At 73.2% G+C, this 19,134-nt stretch carries 15 protein-coding genes; 7 read left to right on the top strand and 8 right to left on the bottom strand.

What is annotated here, in order from left to right; translation table 11 throughout:
- Window positions 1-29: 29 nt before the first annotated feature.
- The 6 genes from OG589_RS16960 to OG589_RS16935 form a co-directional block, all read right to left on the bottom strand.
- Window positions 30-3,740, bottom strand: a complete 3,711-nt coding sequence (locus OG589_RS16960) for a hypothetical protein (RefSeq protein WP_405150152.1) — start codon at window positions 3,738-3,740, stop codon at window positions 30-32.
- Entirely contained in the window at window positions 3,737-4,552 is an 816-nt protein-coding gene (locus OG589_RS16955) for a carbohydrate ABC transporter permease (RefSeq protein WP_405150150.1), read from the bottom strand. The genes OG589_RS16960 and OG589_RS16955 overlap by 4 nt, the downstream gene beginning before the upstream one ends.
- The gene (locus OG589_RS16950) at window positions 4,549-5,469 is read right to left on the bottom strand and encodes a carbohydrate ABC transporter permease (RefSeq protein ID WP_405150148.1); all 921 of its coding nucleotides are present in this window, start codon (window positions 5,467-5,469) and stop codon (window positions 4,549-4,551) included. The genes OG589_RS16955 and OG589_RS16950 overlap by 4 nt, the downstream gene beginning before the upstream one ends.
- 76 nt (window positions 5,470-5,545) lie before the next feature.
- Window positions 5,546-6,862 (bottom strand): extracellular solute-binding protein, encoded by a 1,317-nt coding sequence (locus tag OG589_RS16945; RefSeq protein WP_405150147.1) that lies wholly within the window; start codon window positions 6,860-6,862, stop codon window positions 5,546-5,548.
- Window positions 6,859-7,734 (bottom strand): alpha-L-rhamnosidase C-terminal domain-containing protein, encoded by an 876-nt coding sequence (locus OG589_RS16940; protein ID WP_405150146.1) that lies wholly within the window; start codon window positions 7,732-7,734, stop codon window positions 6,859-6,861. The genes OG589_RS16945 and OG589_RS16940 overlap by 4 nt, the downstream gene beginning before the upstream one ends.
- Entirely contained in the window at window positions 7,695-9,515 is a 1,821-nt protein-coding gene (locus OG589_RS16935; protein ID WP_405150144.1) for a family 78 glycoside hydrolase catalytic domain, read from the bottom strand. Before OG589_RS16935 ends, OG589_RS16940 begins: the two co-directional genes overlap by 40 nt.
- Window positions 9,516-9,638: 123 nt before the next feature.
- On the opposite strand from OG589_RS16935, the gene OG589_RS16930 reads away from it, so the two are divergent.
- The 7 genes from OG589_RS16930 (at window position 9,639) to OG589_RS16900 (ending at window position 17,734) form a co-directional block, all read left to right on the top strand.
- A complete protein-coding gene (locus OG589_RS16930) occupies window positions 9,639-11,114 on the top strand; it encodes an FGGY-family carbohydrate kinase (RefSeq protein ID WP_405150142.1) in 1,476 nt (491 codons plus the stop codon).
- Window positions 11,111-11,707, top strand: a complete 597-nt coding sequence (locus OG589_RS16925) for a histidine phosphatase family protein (RefSeq protein ID WP_405150140.1) — start codon at window positions 11,111-11,113, stop codon at window positions 11,705-11,707. The genes OG589_RS16930 and OG589_RS16925 overlap by 4 nt, the downstream gene beginning before the upstream one ends.
- 34 nt (window positions 11,708-11,741) lie before the next feature.
- On the top strand, window positions 11,742-12,527 hold the full coding sequence (locus OG589_RS16920; RefSeq protein WP_405150138.1) for a DeoR/GlpR family DNA-binding transcription regulator: 786 nt from the start codon (window positions 11,742-11,744) through the stop codon (window positions 12,525-12,527).
- A gap of 46 nt (window positions 12,528-12,573) precedes the next feature.
- Window positions 12,574-13,593: a 2-hydroxyacid dehydrogenase gene (locus OG589_RS16915; protein WP_405150136.1), complete on the top strand. Its 1,020-nt coding sequence runs from the start codon at window positions 12,574-12,576 to the stop codon at window positions 13,591-13,593.
- Entirely contained in the window at window positions 13,590-15,020 is a 1,431-nt protein-coding gene (locus OG589_RS16910; protein ID WP_405150134.1) for an FGGY family carbohydrate kinase, read from the top strand. The genes OG589_RS16915 and OG589_RS16910 overlap by 4 nt, the downstream gene beginning before the upstream one ends.
- 108 nt (window positions 15,021-15,128) lie before the next feature.
- Window positions 15,129-16,736 (top strand): alkaline phosphatase D family protein, encoded by a 1,608-nt coding sequence (locus tag OG589_RS16905; RefSeq protein ID WP_405150133.1) that lies wholly within the window; start codon window positions 15,129-15,131, stop codon window positions 16,734-16,736.
- A 44-nt stretch (window positions 16,737-16,780) separates the two neighbouring features.
- Window positions 16,781-17,734: a discoidin domain-containing protein gene (locus OG589_RS16900; protein WP_405150131.1), complete on the top strand. Its 954-nt coding sequence runs from the start codon at window positions 16,781-16,783 to the stop codon at window positions 17,732-17,734.
- Between the two features lie 17 nt (window positions 17,735-17,751).
- On the opposite strand, the gene OG589_RS16895 is transcribed toward OG589_RS16900, so the two are convergent.
- Window positions 17,752-18,528: a MauE/DoxX family redox-associated membrane protein gene (locus OG589_RS16895; protein WP_405150129.1), complete on the bottom strand. Its 777-nt coding sequence runs from the start codon at window positions 18,526-18,528 to the stop codon at window positions 17,752-17,754.
- A gap of 9 nt (window positions 18,529-18,537) precedes the next feature.
- Complete coding sequence (locus tag OG589_RS16890; RefSeq protein ID WP_405150128.1) at window positions 18,538-19,134, bottom strand: cell wall protein; 597 nt, start codon at window positions 19,132-19,134, stop codon at window positions 18,538-18,540.

Below are 19,134 nucleotides of genomic sequence, written 5' to 3'. Positions count from 1 at the left end.
CATGGCGGTCCCGCCTGAGGCGCGGCCCGTCATGGCCGCCTGAGGCAGGGACGCGACGAGCGCAGGCGCACCGGGCCGAACAGGCCCGTCACGCGCTGGCCGGGGAAGACGAAGTGCGTGGGGCTCACGGCGTCGAGGTACGGCGCCAGGGTCCCGAGCACCAGGATCTCCAGCAGGTTCTCCCCCTCGGCCAGTTCGAGGTCGAACACGTACGGAGAGCACACCCGGATGCCGGCCCGCCCGCCGTTCAGGGTCACCTCGGCGGTGCCGCGCACGCGGCCGAGGTCCAGCACGGCCGAGCCGCCGGACGGGGCGCTGAGGCCGGTCCGGTAGAGGACGCCGCCGCTGTACTCCGCGAGGCCGAGCCCTTCCCAGTCGCCGAGCCCGATCGTCCCCGGGCCGCAGGCGAAGCGGATCGGCCCGGTCAGCGCGGCGCCGCCCTCGAATCCCGGGGAGGCGGAGATCCGCAGCTCGACGCGGGACGCCGAGCCGTCCAGCTCGACGACCGGGCCCTCGCCCAGCCGCACGCCGCCGGCGAAGGCGGTGACCTGGCCGTGCGCGGGGATCTCCATGGTGACGGCCCCCGGAGGGACGTCCACCCACAACCGCTCGACGCGCTCCTCCTCGTACCCGGAGCCGAGGGGCGGCACGGCGAGGACCGCGGGCAGGGCCGTCGCGCAGGACTCGATCCAGCCCGCGCCGGGAAGCGGGTGCGGGCGCCTGCGCAGGTGCAGGGCGGCCGGGTCGCCGTGCTGCCGCCTCCGCACCCGGGCGGAGGCGACCTCGCCGCCGGGCCGCCGGACGGTCCAGCCGGGCCCGGACACGGCGAGGCCGTCGACCAGCACGGCGCCCTCCGTCTCCACCGAGACGGTGTTGGGGCCGGGACGCAGCAGGTGGGAGACGTCGTAGCGGCGCACCCTCGGGATCTCGGCCTCCGCGTAGGGGTCGAAACCGCCCTGCCTGCCGGCCTCCTCGCCGTTGACCCGCACCAGGCAGGGGGACGCCGAGGCGACCTGCAACGGCTCGTACGGCGGTCCCGCCACCTCGACCACCGTCTCCAGGACGGAACCGGTGATCCACTCAGGACGCCGGGCCGTGGACGGATCGCGCACCAGCGAGACGTGCGCCCGGAGCGTGAGGTCCTCGTCGGGGGCGAGCCTGAGCAGCAGCAGGTGGGTGCCGGGTGCCAGCGGCGCCCGGCTCATGGCGAGATAGCCGGAATCGTCCAGCGGGACCTCGTCGCCGTCGACCCACGCGGCCTTCGCGGCGGGTGCGCCGACCACCAACGTGGCCTCCGAGGGGACGTCCACGCGGGCGTGGAACCAGGTGACCTCGCCCGGGGCGACGGTGCCGAAGTCCAGGAACTCCTCCGGCACGTGCCCCTTGGGGCCGAGGGTGTCCCGGTGGACGGGGTCGTCGTGGATGCCGCGCGCGGTGGAGTAGACCGCCGGACGCCAGCCCGCACCCGGGCCGGGCGGCGGGGCGGAGGCCGGAAGCGCGCACCACAGCCCGTGCGGCCCGAACGTCGCGTGGACCGGCTCGCCGTCCGCGTCCTGAAGCGTCCAGCGTTCGAGCTCGGAGGGGCCCGCGGCGCGGCCGAAGTCACCCCAGGTGTCGTCGAGCGTCGGGACGAGCTCCATCTCGAAGGTGTCGCCGAGATCCAGCTCGTGCGGGCGCGGCTCGTCCGGGGGGTCCGCCGGGACGTCCTCGCCGGTGAAGAGCAGCAGCGCGGCGGGCCCGTCGTCGAACGGCACGACCACCTCGACGGCGTCGCCGTTCGCCGTGTACGGCAGCGGGCGCGTCCGCCCGCCGAAGGGGCTCGCCAGCAGCGGGGTTCCCGAGACGCCCCGCACCGTGACGCGCATCTCGCGCCGGTACCGTCCGGGGTCGAAGTCGTAGGAGGCGTCCAGCCAGCCGAGCTCGACGCCGCGCTCGTCCGGCCTGCCGACGCCGACCCGGCTGGCCATCGGGGACGCGGCGGTGAGGAAGACGACCGTGACGCCGTCCACCTCACGCACCAGGGGAGGCACGGGAGCCGCGACACCCGGGACGAAACCGGCGAGGGCCGCGCCGAGGTCCCCGGGGGAGGCGGCGAACGTGGCCTGGCCGGTCGCGAACCGCTCACGAAGGCGGGCGACGGGCGATCCGGCGGCGAGACGCTCCTGCCCAGCTCCGACCGGTCCGCCCGGCCCCGGCGAAGGGGATACGGGCAGGGTGTCCTCGGACGGCGTGCCCACCGAGATCTCCGGGAGCGCGCCGACGGCGATCAGGCGGCCACCGGCCGCCGCGAACTCGTCGAGCCGCCCGGCGGTCCGCTCGTCCAGGACCGTGCAGGCGGGAAGGACGATCACCTCGTAGGACTCGCCGGAGACGGCCAGCCGGCCGCCGTCCACCTCGGCCCGCTGGACGGACTCGTCGTCGATCACGTCCGCGTCCAGGCACAGCAGGTCGAGCGCCCCCGGCACGGTCTGGAACCATGCCATGTCCCCGACCAGCTCGCGGTACACCCGCTGCGACCGTGCCGCCTCCTCCGTCGAACCCGCGGTCGAACCCGGCCGCACGCCCGCCTGCGCGGTGGCGGTGGGGAACAGGACGGCGATGTCGCACAGGTGGCGGCCGAGGGAGAGGGCCGCGCACAGCCTGGCCACCGCGTCGGCGAAGACGCGGTGGTGACGCCAGTACGGCTGACGCCAGTCGGTCGACGGCGGGGCCCACTCCCACCATCCCGCCTTGGTCGTGTAGTAGACGGCGTGCGGGTTGTACAGGTTGGCCCCGGCGCGCAGCCACGGGAGCAGCCAGTCGAAGGTCTCCTCCAGCGTGCCGCCCCAGCCGCTGGAGTGGAACGCCTCGATCCACGTCCGCGGCCTGCCGTACAGGTGGGCCAGCGAGGAGTGCAGGCGGGCGTCGCCGTGGTGGTCTGAGCCCGGGGCGCCGAACCAGCGGTGGGTGCGGGTGTAGTCGGCGTAGAGCTGGACGCCTTCGACGGGGTGCCCGGCGCGGGCGGGGTCCTGCTGGTCGCAGCCGTGCAGCAGGCCGTGCCTGTCGTGCCACTCGGCCAGCGGCCGGAAGAAGGCCTCCTCGGCCAGCTCGGCCCGGGTGCGGTGGTAGTCGCGCCAGAGCGCCGGCTCGTCCGCGTGTGCGCTCAGGCCGGAGGGGTCGCGCGGGAACTCGTAGCCGCGCCGGGCCGCGAACTCGCCGGCGAACGACTCCGACCAGGTGGGCACCGAGGGCAGCTCGTCCTGGAAGGACCCTGCGATCACACTGCCGAACCGGTGGCCGAGGCGGCGCTCGAACTCGCCGTGCACCCGGTCGATGAGCGTGGCGCACGCCGTACGGGACAGATAGTCGAAGCCCCGGCGGGACACGCTGCCGTCGGCGGCCAGCCACTGGCCGGCGAAGGAGGGGTTCTCCTGCACCAGCCGCGCCTGGAGGTCGGCGCCGGAGAAGCCGAGCTGGTCGTAGAACCACAGCAGGACGCCTAGCTCGGCCGCGTCCTCGCACACGCCGTCGAGCAGCTCCCACCAGGGCTCGGAGAAGAACGGCGGGTCGTCGGCGTCCGAGCCGAACAGCGGGCCGGACGGCGCGAGGTTGAGGATGACCAGGTTGTGCACCCCGCCCTCGGTCAGCCGCTCCATCTGCCACCGGAGCCGGTCGCGCCGCAGGGGCTCCCCGCTCCACCACCAGATGGCGGCGGGGGAGTGGCTGCGCGGAGGGTGCCGCAGCACGTCGAAGAGGTTCATCCCTTGAGCCCGCTGGAGAAGCCCTTGATCACGTAGCGCTGGAGCACCAGGAAGACCACGACGATCGGCAGGGCGCCGAGCACCAGGCCCGCGAACACCAGCCCGTAGTCCGACACGTACTGCCCGACGAAGCTGAAGATGCTCACCGGCACGGTCTCGAAGCCGGAGCCGCCGAGGTACAGCAACGGCGTGAAGAAGTCGTTCCAGATGAGCACCGCGTTGAGGATCAGGACGGTGCCGGTGATGGGCCGCAGCAGCGGGAAGACGACCTTGGTGAACGCCGTGAGGTGCGAGGCGCCGTCGATCTGGGCGGCGCTGGCGTAGTCGCGGGGGAGCGCCCGGATGAACCCGGTGTAGAGGAACACCGTGAACGGGAGCTGCACGCCGGTGTAGAACACGATCATGCCGAGGTGGGTGCCGATCAGGCCGAGGTCGGTCACCAGCCGGTAGAGCGGGATCATGCCGAGCTGGAACGGCAGCACGATGCCGAGCAGGAACAGGATGTACAGCCCGTAGCCCAGGCGCGACTGGGCGCGCGCCAGGAAGTACGCGGCGAACGACCCGAGGGCGATCAGCGCGACCAGGCTGACCACGGTGATCAGGGTGCTGTTGACCAGCGAGGGGCCGAGCGCCGCCGACGACCACGCGGAGGAGAAGTTGTCCATGGTCGGCGGCGCGGGCGGCGCCAGCGGCGCCCTGGAGATCTGCTCGGGGTCCTTCAGCGACAGCGTGACGAGCGCGTAGACGGGGAAGAGGAACGCCACCGCCACCGCGATCATGACGAGCTCCAGCAGGAAGGTCCTGGCCTTCACTGGGACACCTCCCGGGAGCGCAGGTAGTAGATCTGGACGAACGACACCGCGGCCACGAACAGCGCGAGCACCAGCGCGATGGCCGTGCTGTAGCCGAACTTGCCGTACACGAAGGCCTGCTTGTACAGGACCGTCGACAGCGTCTCGGTGGCGTACCCGGGACCGCCGTTGGTCGCCGCGAAGACCTGGTCGAACAGCTTCAGCCCGCCGATCGTCGACAGCATCAGGTTGATCGTCACGGCCGGGGCCAGCAGCGGCCAGGTGACGTACCTGAACCGCTGGAACGTCCCCGCGCCGTCGATCATCGCGGCCTCGTGCAGCTCCTTGGGCACGCCCTCCAGCCCCGCCAGGAAGATCACCATGGAGTAGCCCGCGTACTGCCACACGACCATGCCGGCGACCGACCACAGCGCGACCGACGGGTCGCCGAGCCAGTCGACCCGCAGCCCGAGCAGGCCGTTGAGCCCGGTGCCCGGGTCGGGGTTGTAGATGTACTTCCACAGGAAGGCCACCATGACCGGGCTGACGACCACGGGCGAGAAGAAGACGACCCTGAGCAGCGCCCTGCTCCTGATCTTCGTGTTCACGCCGAGCGCGAGCAGCAGCCCCACGCCGTTCTGCACGACGACGATCGCGACGGTCAGCAGCAGGGTGTTGCCGAGCGAGCCGAGCGCCTGCTCGTCGTCCAGGATGGCGCGGAAGTTGGACAGGCCGACGAACGACATGTCCCCGCCGATGCCGCTCCAGTCGGTGAAGGCGTAGACCACCCCGGCGATGCTCGGGTAGAGCACCACCGCCGCGTACACCAGCAATGCCGGGGCGGCGAACAGCCACGGCGGGGACAGGGCGCCGAGACGCCTTCCGCGCTTGGCCGCCGTGACGGTGGACGCCCCGGTGGGCTTGGTGATGACGCTCATCGTTACCGCTCCCTCGGCGGCCCGGCCGCCCAAGGGCCGGGCTGGGGGCCGCCGTCGTGCCTGATCGCTCGCCCGCTCACTTCGCGTAGGCCTCGTCCATCTTCTTCAGCGCCTCGTCGACCTTGATCTTTCCGGCGAGCAGGTCCTGGACCACCGCGAAGTGGGTGGGCTGCACCTCGGCGTTGGGCCAGCGCTGGTCCATGAACGGCACCGCGCGGTCCTTGGTGAAGGGCAGGAACGACTCCACCGCCGGGTCGATGGTGGAGCCGGCGTCCTGGGTCAGGGGGATCGCCGCGATGGCCTTGGCCCAGCGGTTGATGCTGTCCTGCCTGCCGAGGAAGTCGATGAACGCCTTGGCCTCCTCGACGTTCTGGGACTTGGCGCCCGCGCCGAGGCCCACGACCACGCCGGCCGGGATCCAGACCTGCGCGGGGTCGTCGGCGCCGGGCACCGGGAACATCGACAGGTCGTCCGGCGTCTTGGCCGCGTCGCGGAAGGCGGGGAGCACGGCCGAGACCTGGATGGCCATCCCCGCCTTGCCCGTCGCCACCATGGAGGTCTGCTGCTCGAACGTCGTCCCGTTGGGCTTGTCGTTGAAGAAGCCCCGTTGCTGCAGCTCCAGGTACATCTCCATGGCCTGGCGCCATCCCGACTGCGCGAAACTGGCCTGCCCGGCGCTCTGCTTGTCGTCGAAGCCCGGGTCCTTGGCGTACACCGTGGACGGCACCAGCGCGTAGGTGATCAGCTGGGTCACCCAGGGGGTCTGCGCGCCGAGCGCGATCGGGGCCACCCCCGACTTCTTGAGCTTCTCGCAGACCTGGAGGAACTCGCTCCACGTGGTCGGCAGCCGGTCGATCCCGGCCTTCTCGAAGACCTTCTTGTTGTAGATGGCCCCGATGACCGAGGAGCCGGCCGAGTAGATGTAGGTCTTGCCCTGGAGCTGGAAGGCCGGTTTGAACCCGGCGGGGATGGTGCTCGTCCACGACTGGGCGGACAGGTCGGCCAGCAGCCCGGCGGCGGCGATCTGCGACATCGACATCGCGCTGCCGCTTCCGGGGTACACCACGTGCAGGTCGGGGGCGTTGCCCGCGCCGAGCTGGGTGCGCAGCGAGGTCTGCACCTGGTCGGTCGGGGCGTAGGAGGCCGCGATCGACACGTTGGACCTGACCTGCTTGTAGGCGGCCAGCAGGTCCTCCATGGGGGCCTTCTGGTCGGCCACGCCCACGAACTTCAGGCTGGTGGCCCCCGCGGCGCCGGTGCCCGGCGTCCCGCCGTTCGAGGGCCTGGTGGAGCACGCGGCCAGCAGCGCGGCCGACGCCGCGCCGCCCATCACGCGGAAGAACTGGGCACGGCTGATCTTGGCCTGGATCAGCCGGTCGGTCTCACGGGTCATGCTTTCTCTCCTCGGACTAGCGTGAAACGGTGGTCCCCCGAGGGCACCCCGCGGGTGTCGCCGCCGGGCAGGTGGATCGTGGCGCGGGCCCCGGGCGGGATGCTCGCGTGCAGGTGGAAGGCCTCCGGCGAGCGCTCCCAGCGCACGCGGACCGTGCCGCGCGCCGACTCGTGGCTCGCCTCGGCCCAGTCGAGGTCGCCCGGCCTCGGCCGGATCACCACCTCGCTGTACGCGGTCGAGGAGGGCGCCTGGTCGATGCCGGCGACGCCGGTGTACAGCCATTCGCCCACCGAGCCGAGGGCGTAGTGGTTGAAGGAGTTCATGGACGGGGCCCCGACCCCGTCCCACCGCTCCCAGACGGTGGTCGCGCCGCTTCTGACCTGGTGAAGCCAGGAGGGCGCCCCCGTACGGCGCAGCAGCGCGTGCGCCAGGTCCTCCCGGCCCCAGGCGGACAGCACCGGGCACAGCAGGCCGACGCCCAGGAAGCCGGTCGCGAGCCCCGCCGCGGCCACCAGCTCGGCGAGCCGGTCCGCCGCCCGCCTGGCCAGCACCGACGGCAGCAGGTCGAAGGCCAGCGCGAGCAGGTACCCCGTCTGCGTGTCGCCCGCCACCCGGCCGCGCGAGTCCACGAACGTCTTGATGAAGGCGTCCCTGATGTCCTCGGCCAGCGCCTGGTACCGGTCGGCCTCCCTGAGCCTGCCGAGCACCCGGGCGGCGCGTGCGGTGAGCGCGGCGCTGCGGTGGAAGTAGGCGGTGGCGAGCAGCGGCCGGGGGGTCGGGGGACCCGGGGACAGCCAGTCGGCGAAGTGCGGCCCGACCTTGTCACGCCAGATCAGGTCCGGGGGTTGTGCTCCCGGACGAAGTCGACCCACCGGGCCATCGCCTCCACGTTCAGGAAGCCCGGGTCGCCGTAGACCCGGTAGAGGTGCCACGGCACCAGCACCCCCGCGTCCGCCCACCCGGGCGCGCCCTCGTCGGCGACCCCGGTGAGCAGCGGCGCGACGTTGGGGAACCCTCCTTCGGGCGACTGCGCGTCGGCCACGTCGTCCAGCCACTTGGCGAAGAACGCCGCGACGTCGGCGTTCAGGCACGCGGTCGGCAGGAAGACCTGCGCGTCGGCGAGCCAGCCCAGCCGCTCGTCGCGCTGCGGGCAGTCGGTGGGCACGCTCACGAAGTTGCCGCGCTGCCCCCAGCCGATGTTGGCGTGCAGCCGGTTCACCTCCGGATCGGAGCACGCGAAGTGGCCGGTCCACGGGGTGTCGCTGTGCAGCACCACGGCGTGGACGTCCCCGAGCTCGGTGAGGCCGGTCACCTCCGCGTAGCGGAAGCCGTGGTAGGTGAAACGGGGTTCGAAGACCTCGGCGTGCCCCGCGGAGACGAAGACGTCGGTCGCGTCGGCCGTCCTGAGGTTCGCGGTGTGCAGGCGGTCGCCGTACGCCGGGTCCCCGTGTGGCGCCGGGCCGTCCAGCGTCTCGCCGTGACGTATCGCCACGCGCCGCCCGCTCGGCAGCGGCGGCACGGCCAGGCGCACCCGGCCCGCGATGTTCTGCCCGAAGTCCACCAGATGGGTGTCCGGCGCGACGCGGGTGACCGAGCGCGGGGCGAGCCGCTCGAAGGCGCGTACCGGTTCGTCCCGGGAGGCCGTGAGGGTCGCGTGGTCGTCGCCGGTGACCGTCGCGGGGCGCCAGCCGGAGTCGTCGAAGCCCGGCAGGTCCCAGCCCGGAGTCTCCAGCCGGGCGTCGTGGCACTCGCCCTTGAGCAGGTCGGCGTACCTGATCGGGCCACGGGTGGTGCGCCACGAGGAGTCGGTGGGCACCACGCGGGTCGACCCGTCCTCGTAGCGGAGGTGGAGCTCGGCGACGAACTCGGGGAAGAGGCCGTAGTGCTGGCCCGCGCGGCGGGGCGCGAAGCCGACGAAGCCGCTCCACCACCCGTCGGCGACGGTCGCCGCCAGCACGTTGTCCCCGTCGCGTACGAGCCCGGTCACGTCGTACACCTGGTAGTGGACACGTCTGCGGTAGTCGGTCCATCCTGGGGCGAGCTCCGCGTCGCCCACCCGCTCGCCGTTGAGCCGCGCCTCGTACAGGCCCCTGGCGCTGACGTAGAGCCGGGCGCTCGCGGGCACCCGGGAGGAGAACGCGCGGCGCAACCGGGGGCAGGGCAGCAGCCCGTGGTCGTCCAGCGCCTGCTCGCCCCGCGTCGGCGGGTCGACGGGCAGCACCTCGGAGGGGTCGTGCGTGATCCACGAGGCCACCCACATGTCGTGTCCCGTCTCGAACCACGACTCCGCGCCGCCGCTCACGCCGTCGCGCGCCCACACCGTGACGCGCCATTCGTACTTGGTGCGCGGGCGCGGCGGCGGCCCGGCGTACCTGACGCTCACGGACGTGGCGTCCTCCACGCGGCCGGTGGACCAGACGGGCGCCCCCGCGTGGGTGACCTCGACGCGGTACGCCACGGGGTCGTCGGCCTCCCGCCGCGAGGCGAGCCGCCAGGACAGCAGGGGGGTGGGGGACTCCACGCCCATCGGCTCGGTGCGGTGCTCGCAGCGGAGCCCGTACGGCGTCAGCCTGTCCGGCCGTCCGGGCACGTCGGGCACCGGCACAGGGGCACCGGGGACGCGGGCGTCCGGTGCGGGCACGTCGCCGGGCATCAACTCGCTCCTCGCTACACCTTTGTTAAATCTAACGGACTATGGTGTGATTTTGTGATCGGTGGGTGGAGACTATGAGTCGCCCCCGCGAGTGTCAAGAGCGTGAGAGGACCACCGTCGCACATGGGTTCTGAGAACTTCGCAGGCGATCCGGCATGGGCCGGGATCGACATCGGCACGCAGGGAGTGCGGGTGACGATCGTGGACGACAGTGGCGTGCCGCTCGCCACGGGATCGGCCCCGCTGCACAGCTCGCGCGGACCGGGGCGCCGCCACGAGCAGGACCCGGAGAACTGGTGGCGGGCCACGCTCGCCGCGTGCGCGCAGGCGACGGCCACGGTCGACGCGCGCCGGATCCGCGCGCTCGCGGTGTGCAGCACCTCCGGCACGGTCCTGCTGGCCGACACCGCCCTGCGGCCGGTCTCGCCCGCGCTGATGTACGACGACGCCCGGGGCGCCCCTCACGTCGAGCGGGTGACCGAGGCGGGGCGGAGGGTGTGGGACGAGCTGAGCGTGCGCACCCAGGCGTCGTGGGCGCTGCCCAAGCTGCTCTGGCTGGCCGAGCACCACGGGCTGCCCTCGGGCGCCAGGCTGATGCACTCCGCCGACTTCGTGGTCTCCCGGCTGGCGGGTGAGCTCGTCGCCACCGACTCCAGCCACGCGCTGAAGAGCGGCTACGACTCCCTGGCCGAGCGCTGGCCCGAGGAGGTGCTGAGCCGCCTCGGCCTGCCCGTCTCCATGTTCGGGCCCGTGGTGCGGCCGGGCAGCCCGATCGGCCAGGTCGGGGCGGCGGCCGCGGAGCTCACCGGCCTGCCGGCCGGGTGCCTGATCGTCGCGGGCATGACCGACGGGTGCGCGGGGCAGATCGCGGCGGGGGCGCTCACGCTCGGGCAGGGGGTGTCGGTGCTCGGCACGACGCTGGTGCTGAAGGGGGTCAGCGAGCGGCTGCTGCACGACCCGCAGGGCGCCGTCTACAGCCACAGGCACCCCGACGGCGGCTGGCTCCCCGGCGGGGCGTCCAACATCGGGGCGGGGGTGCTCACGGCCGCCTTCCCCGGGCGCGACCTGGCGGAGCTCGACGCCCGCGCGGCCGGCTACGAGCCCTCGGGCGAGATCGTCTACCCGCTCACGGCCAGGGGCGAGCGGTTCCCGTTCTACCGGCCGGACGCCGAGCCGGTCACCGTGGGGCGCGCGGGGAGCGAGGAGGAGCACTACGCCGCGCTGCTCCAGGGCGTCGCGTACGGCGAGCGCCTCGGCCTCGCCGCGCTGGCGCTGCTCGGCGCGCCGGTCACCGGCACGCTGGCGCTCACCGGCGGCGCCACGCGCAGCCGCTACTGGTGCCAGCTCCGCGCCGACGTCCTCGGGATGACCGTGGAGATCCCGAGATACCCGCAGGCGTCGGTCGGCATGGCCGTGCTCGCGGCCTCGGCGGGCGGGTCGCTGAGCGGCACGGCGGGCCGCATGGTGCCGCCGGGGGAGCGGATGCGCCCGAGGCCCGACCGCGCGGAGCGGTTCGACAAGAGCTTCCGGCGCCTCGTCGAGGCGCTGGCGGAACGCGATTACCTGACTTCGGAACTCGCTGAGAAGGCGGTGGCATGACGACGATCTTCCTGGCCAGGCACGGCCGTACGGCCTGGAGCGTGGCGGGGCTGTACACGGGCGTGAGCGACGTGGAGCTCGACGAGAAGGGGCTGCGCCAGGCGGGGATGCTCGCCTCCTGGGCGGCGAAGGCCGAGCTGGGGGAGGTGGTCTCCTCGCCGCTGGTGCGCGCGGTGAGCACGGCCTCCGGGGCGGCGCAGGCCGCCGGGGTGCGCCCGCGCATCGATCCGCGCCTGCGCGAGGTCGACTTCGGCCAGGCAGAGGGGCGGCGGCGCTCCGACCTCGACCCCGAGGTGGTCGGGCGCTTCGAGGCCGACCCCGCGGCCCACCCGTTCCCGGGCGGGGAGGACCCGGTCGCCGCCGCGGCACGGGTCACCGGATGCCTGGCGGAGCTGGCCGGGCGCGGCTCGGGCAGGATCCTGGTGGTCGCGCACAACACCATCCTGCGGCTCGCGCTCTGCCGGCTGCTGGGCATACCGCTGGCCGACTACCGCAGGCGGCTGCCCCGGATCGAGCACGGGTCGGTGACCGAGCTGGGCTTCGGGGCGGAAGGCGCCGCACTCCGTAGTCTCAACGTGCCCTTGAGTGGTTAAGATGCGTGATCCACGAAGTCTTGGAGCGCGAGCGGTGAACTCCCGTCAGCACACGGCCACAGGGGCGACCCGCCGGCAGGCGATGGCCGAGCACGTCATGCGGCAGGGCTCGGCCTCGGTCACCGAGCTGGCGGAGACCTTCGCCGTCAGCGTCATGACGGTGCACCGCGACCTGGACGAGCTGGAGCGCCAGGGCATGGTCCGCAAGTTCCGCGGCGGCGCCACCGCGCAGGCGTCCACGGTCTTCGAGAGCAACATCGTCTACCGGCTCACCGCTCACCAGGCGGAGAAGGAGGCGATCGCCAGGCACGTCGCCGGGCTCGTCGAGCCGGGCAACTCCATCATGCTCGACGACTCCACCACCGCCCTGGCGGTCGCCCGCCACCTCGGGGAGGTCACCCCGCTCACGGTCGTCACCAACTTCCTGGAGGCGATCAAGCTGCTCACCGGGGTCCCCGGCGTGCGGCTGATGGCCCTCGGCGGCGAGTACCACCCGACGCACGACTCCTTCCTCGGGGTGGCGTGCGTGGACGCGGTCGAGGCGATGAACACCGACCTGGTGATCGTGTCGACCTCGGCGGTCTCCGACCGCTACGCCTTCCACCAGGAGCAGGAGATCGTGCTGGTGAAGCGCGCGATGCTCAACTCCGGCACCCGGCGCATCCTCGCGATCGACCACAGCAAGCTCGGCAGGGTGGCGTTGCACAGGGTCGCCCCGCTCGACCTGTTCGACACGATCGTCGTCGACTCCCTGGCGCCCGCCGAGGCCATCGACCGGCTGCGCGAGCGGCATCTCAACGTCCAGGTGGCAGAGATATAACAGGTCGCCTGTTAATTTTCACAGGCCTCCGGTAGCGTTTCCCGACATGTCAGGACTTAATGTGCTGGTGGCCGGCGACCACTTCATCCGGCCCCACGCCGTCTCCGAGGCGCTCAAGACGGCCCTGGGCGACCGCGTCTCGGTCACCGAGCTGGCCGGCCCCTGGCCCATCGAGCCGTTCGGCGAGGTGGGCGAGGTCACCGAGGCCTCAGGGGACGAGGACGAGCTGATCGCCGCGCTGCGCGGTGCGGAGATCGCGATCACCCAGATGGCCCCGTTCACCGAGCGGGTCCTGGCCGCCGCCCCCGGCCTGCGGCTGCTCGTCGTCACCCGGGGCGGCCCGGTCAACGTCAACCTGGAGCAGGCGGCGGCGCGCGGCGTCGCGGTCTCCTGCACTCCCGGGCGCAACGCCCCGGCGGCGGCCGAGCTCGCCGTCGCGCTGACGCTCGCCGTCCTGCGCCGGCTGAACGACGTGCACGCCACCATGGCCGCGGGCCAGTGGCGCTCCGACCTGTACGCCTACGACCGCTGCGGCGGCGAGCTGGACGGCACCGAGGTCGGGGTCGTCGGGTTCGGCGCCATCGGCAGGCGCGTCGCCGCCGTGTTCCAGGCGCTCGGCGCCAAGGTGCTCGTGGCCGACCCGTTCGCCGCGGCCGTGCCCGAGGGCATGGCCCTGGTCGGCCTGCGTGAGCTGCTGTCGCGGTCGCGGGTGGTCAGCCTGCACGCGAGGCTGGCCCCCGGCACGCGCGGCATGATCGGCGCGGCCGAGCTGGCCCTGATGCCCGAGGGCGCCGTGCTGGTCAACACCGCGCGCGGCGCGCTGGTGGACACCGGCGCGCTGACCTCCGCGCTCGCGTCCGGCCACCTCGGCGGCGCGGGCCTGGACGTGTACGACCCCGAGCCGCTTCCCGCCGATCACCCGCTGAGAGGCCTGCCGAACGTCCTGCTCGTCCCCCACCTGGCCGGGGCCACCCGCCAGACGGCCGACCGGGCGATCGGCATGGCCGTCCAGGAGGTGGTCCGCTGGACCCGCGGCGAGCCCCTCGCCTACGAGGTGACCAGGTGATCGTCGGAGTCGACGTCGGCACCTCCGTCACCAAGGCCGTCGCCTTCACGCTCGACGGCGAGGTCACCGCCGTCGCGGCCCGCCCCACGGTCCTCCGCCATCCCGCGTCCGGGCAGGTCGAGCAGGACGCCGAGCAGGTGTTCCGGTCGGTCGAGGGCGTCCTCGCGAACCTCGCCGTCGAGGGGCCGCTGGCGATGGGGATCACCGGCCAGGGGGACGGGCTGTGGCCGCTGGACGCCGCCGGGACGCCCGCCGCGCCCGCCATCTCCTGGATGGACGGCCGCGCGGCCGGCTTCGTGGACGCGTGGATGGCGGACGGCACCTTCGAGACGCTGTTCCGCCGCACCGGCAACGCGCCCTTCCCGGGGGCGGGCGCGCCGCTGCTGGCCTGGCTCGACCGGTTCAGGCCCGGCCTGCTCGACCGCACGGCCACCGTCGCGCGCTGTAAGGACATGGTCATGCAGCGGCTCACCGGGGTGCGCGTGACCGACATGTCGGACGCCTCCAACCTGTTCACGGACCCCCGCACGGGACGGAGGGATCTCGCGCTGCTGGAGGTGTGCGGACTCGGCCACCGGGCCGGCCTGCTGCCCCCCATAGCCGATTCCGGGCCCGCGGCTCCAGGGCCGCCGGTCGGCGAGCTGCTCGCCCCGGTCGGCGGCCTGCCGCCGGGCCTGCCGGTCTCCGCCGGACCGTACGACCTGCCGGCCTGCGCGGCCGGGGCGGGTGTGGCCGGGCCGGGGGAGGGCCTGCTCATCATCGGCACCACGCTGGCCTGCCAGGTCCACGTGGACCGGCTCGACCTCGGCGGGGAGCCCGCGGGCCAGACCCTGCTGTACGGCGGGTCCGGCGGGCCGGGCGGATGGCTTCGCGCCATGCCCGCGATGACCGGCACGGCCGCGCTCGACTGGGTGCTCCGCCTGGTCGGGGCGGGCCACGACGAGCTGGACGGGCTGCTCGCGGCAAGCCCGCCGGGGGCGCACGGCGTGCGGTTCCTGCCCTTCCTGTCCGCGGGAGGCGAGCGGGCGCCGTTCGTGGACCCCGGCGTGCGCGGGCGTCTCGACGGGCTGGAGCTGGCCAGGAGCAGGGCGGACGTCGTCAGGGCCGCGTGCGAGGGCCTGGCCTTCGCGGCCAGGCACTGCTTCGATGCGGCGGGGCTCACCGGCGAGGTCGCCGTGTGCGGGGGAGGAACGGCCTCCGAGGCCTGGCTCCAGATCTTCGCCGACGCGCTCGGCCGGCCGCTGCGGCTGGCCAGGGGCCCGGAAGTGGGGGCGCGGGGCGCGGCGCTGGTGGCCGCCCGGCGGTTCGGCCTCGCGCTGGACGAGGCCGCCTGGACGCGGGGCACCCGATGGTACGAGCCGCGCCACGACCGCGAGGACGGCTACCACCGCTACCTGGACGACGTCGCCGCGCTCCGCGCCATGTGATTGCCCGTGCGCAATTTAAAGTTAGGTCTTGTTAAAAACACATAGATCTTGATAAAAAGTGTGAGCTGTAGCAGATCGACTCCCGCCCATCCCCCCTCTGGGAGACCCATGGACGACGATCGGCGGCTCGCCGACACGCTCGGCGGCACGTCTCGCCGCGACTTCTTCGGCTTCACCGGTGCCGCGCTGGCACTGGCCTTCACCACCCGCCTGGCCGACCCGTGGACGCCTCGCTCCACGCCCGCCCGGTCGGCGGACTACCCCTTCCAGCTCGGCGTCGCGTCGGGCGACCCGCTGCCCGACGGAGTCATGCTCTGGACCCGCCTGGCCTCCCGGCCGCTCGAACCCCTCGGCGGCATGCCCTACGGCAGGCTGAAGGTCGAGTGGGAGCTGGCCGAGGACGAGGCGTTCACCCGCCGCGTCCGCCGAGGCTCCACGTGGGCCACCCCCGAGTACGGGCACTCGGTGCACGTCGACGTGCGCGGCCTCAAGCCCGCCCGGGAGTACTTCTACCGCTTCCGCTCCGGCACGGAGGTCAGCCCCGTCGGCCGTACCAAGACGGCGCCTGAGGCGGAGGCGAACCCCGGCCACCTGCTCATGGCGTTCGCCTCGTGCGCGTCCTGGCAGGACGGCTTCTACACCGCCTACCGCCACCTCGCCGTCGAGAGCCCCGACGTGGTGTTCCATCTGGGCGACTACATCTACGAGTACGGCATCGTCCAGTCGGGCGGCAACCGGGCCACCCCGGTGCCCGACCAGTTCCGGGTGCAGTGCGACACCCTCGACCGCTACCGCATCCAGTACGGCCTCTACAAGAGCGACCCGGACCTGCAGGCGGCCCACCAGGCCGCTCCGTGGATCGTCACCTGGGACGACCACGAGGTGCTCGACAACTGGGCGGGGCGCTACGGCCCCGGCGGCGAGGTCACCGAGCAGGACTTCCTCGTCATCAGGGCCAACGCCTTCCGCGCCTACTGGGAGAACCTGCCGATCCGGCTGCCGGAGACGCCGCAGGGTCCGGACGTGCGGATCTACCGCCGATTCCGCTTCGGCAGGCTCGCCGAGTTCAACGTCCTCGACACGCGCCAGTACCGCGACGACCAGGTCTGCGGCGACGGCCAGCAGGTCGACTGCCTGCCGCGGCTCGACCCCGCGCGCACGATGCTCGGCGACGCGCAGGAGAAGTGGCTGCTGGACGGGCTGGGGAGGTCGCGCGCCAGGTGGAACGTGCTCGCCCAGCAGATCGCGATGTGCCAGCTCGACTACGACCCGGGGCCCGCGCAGAAGCTCAGCATGGATCTGTGGGACGGCTACAAGGCCGCCAAGGACCGGGTGCTCACCGGGATCGCCCAGCGGCGGGTGAGCAACCCCGTCGTGCTCGCGGGCGACCTTCACAACAACTTCGCCGGTGAGCTGAAGGCCGACTTCAACGACCCGTCCTCCGCGACGCTCGGCGTGGAGTTCGTCGGCACGTCGGTCACCAGCGGCGGCAACGGCAACGCCGCGACCGGCCTGCCGGCGGGCGGCCGTGACCCGGTCAACCAGCACATCAGGTTCTCCAGCTACCAGCGGGGCTACGTCACCTGCGACATCACCCCCGGCCAGTGGCGGACCGACTTCAAGGTGGTCCCGTACGTGGACCGGCCGGACGCCCCGGTGTCGACGCGGGGCAGCCTCGTCGCCCTCGACGGCGTCCCCGGCCTGAACACTCCGTGAAAGGGGCCTCCGTGAAGGCGAAGTCTGTGAAGGGAAAAGCGACCATGCGCCGTCCACGTCTCGCCGCCGCGACGGCGGCCGCCACGCTGGGCCTGCTCACCGGGCCCGCCGCCGCCGCGGCGGGGGAGGGCGATCCCGGGCCCGCCGTGCGCTCACCGGAACCCGCGCTCGGGACGTCCGCCCAGGGGCCCGTCCTGCGCGTCCGCCCTGGGCAGCCGGACGGGCGCGGCGGGCTGGTGCCCGTCTCCGGCGCGTCCTCGCTGGTCGCTCCGCTGGGGGTGGATCCGGCCTGTCCCGCGAAGATCGAGCTCGGGGCGCGCAACGAGTCGCGCAAGGCCGTCTACGCCGACCTGTTCGTCGAGGCGTCCCCGCCGCTCGCCGCCTCCCGTCCGATGATCTCCAGCTACCTGCCCGCGGGGTACGAGCTGGGCGCCAAGGTGCTGGTCGGGGTCCCGCCCGGCACCCCCGCCGGCCAGTACGGCCTGAGCCTGAAGGCGGGCGGCCGGGAGCTGAAGGTGCCGGTCTCCGTCGTGGCGGTGGACGACCTCGACAACGGGGGGAACCTCGCGCTCAGACGGCCCGTCACGGCGTCGTCTCAGCACACCAACGCCAACTACCCGGCATGCAGCGTCGTCGACGGCGACCGGGGCTCCAACGGGTGGGCGGGAGGCAACGGCTGGAACGACGCCACCTCAAAGAAGTGGCCCGACACCGTGGACGTCGACCTCGGCGGGGCGCGGCCGGTGTCCCGCGTGGACCTCTACACGCTGAACACCGAGCGCTACCCCGCCGCCTCGGTCGGCCTGCGCGACTGGGACGTGCAGGCCAGGGTGGGCGGGGCCTGGCAGACCGTCGCCCAGGTGCGCGGCAACACCGGCGGGGTCGTCCGCTCCGACTTCGCGGCCGTCACCGCCGACGCCGTCCGAATCAACGCGCTCGCGTCGAACGGCGCCAACGACTACACCCGGATCATCGAGGTCGAGGTGTACGGCCCCTAGGCGTGGAGTGAGGCAGGTCAGGTGAGCGCGGGCTCCTCGATGAGGGCGACGCGGACGGCCGACGGGTCGCCGCCGGAGAGGGGCACCGCGAAGACCGCGGTCCGCCCGTGCGCCGCGTAGACCACGAACCGCAGGCCGTCCTCGTCCCACACGTCCTGGACGTCCGAGGTCAGCCGCGCGGACGCCGAGCAGTACGCGGGACTGCCGTAGAGCAGGCGCAGGGTGACCTCCAGCGGGACGTCCTTCGGTGACACCACGGCGAGCGGCCTGCGCAGCCGTACGAGGAGCCGGCGCAGGGGCGTCAGCCAGTGGCGGTCCAGCTCGGCCGAGAGCGCCAGCAGGGCGGCGACCTCCGCCAGGCCCACGACCGCGAGCGGCGCGTCCAGCGGGTACGGGCCCGCCCAGATCGCCGCGACGCTCATGGCGAGCAGCAGCCCGGCCCGGCCGAAGCCGCGCCAGTTGACCGGGCGGGCGTGCGCGCCCAGGCAGCCGCATGACGACGCGGGCGCGGCCAGGCGGGAGTAGGTGAGGTAGAGGAGGAATCCGGCGGAGACCCCCGTGGCGGCCAGGCCCGCGAGCGGCGAGGGCGGAAGCAGCAGCAACGCCGCCGCCACCGCGAGCTCCAGCACCGCGACGAGCCGGAGCGCCGGGACCGCCCGCGCCGAGCCGACCAGGCGGGCCAGGGCGGTCCGCCCCGCCTGCGCCCGCGTCCGCCGGCTGAGCAGTTTCATCAGGGCGGCCCAGAGCAGGAAGGGGCCGATCACGTACGGCTGCAGCGCGGCGATCCCGTGCATCTGCGGCTCCTAGTGGGGGGAGAAGACGGTGGCGATGTCGACTTCGTTGGTGTCCGGCCGCCAGGCGCCCAGGACCTGCACATGCTGGCCCACCCGCAGCTGCGACAGGTCGGCGGAGGGCGGCGCGTCGGAGTAGACGGCGACCGACTTGCCGGCCACGAGATGGCAGAGGATCTGCTTCCCGTTGTGGTCGAGGTGGACCTTCTCGCTGGTGATGTTCTGGATGTGGCCCTTGACGTTGACGATGTTGAACCACACCGACTCGGCGGCGAGCACGCCGTCCGGCATGCGAACGCCCCGGGCGTAGAGGCCGTCACCCGGCTTGGCCTGGTCGAAGGCGACGGGCCCCAGCTTCCACAGGCTCGTGCCGTCGACGACCCTGATGCGATGGAACACCCAGTTCGACCCGAGGACGAACAGCGTGTTGTCCTTGATGGAGCGGATCCGGCCCTCGGCGAAGTTCGGGTCGGGCGTGCCGGGCTCGACCTCGGGCGCCGCGTTGGCGAAGGCCGCCTCAGGGCCGAGCGACCCGAGCGCGGTGGCGGCGACGATGCCGGCCCCGCCGCCGAGCACGGCGGACTTGAGCAGTTGTCTCCTGCTGGTCAT

The organism is Sphaerisporangium sp. NBC_01403, from assembly GCF_045040145.1.
GTDB lineage: Bacteria > Actinomycetota > Actinomycetes > Streptosporangiales > Streptosporangiaceae > Sphaerisporangium > Sphaerisporangium viridialbum.
The sequence above is the reverse complement of the archived record's forward strand: the minus strand, read 5'-3'. Positions and strand labels throughout refer to the sequence as shown.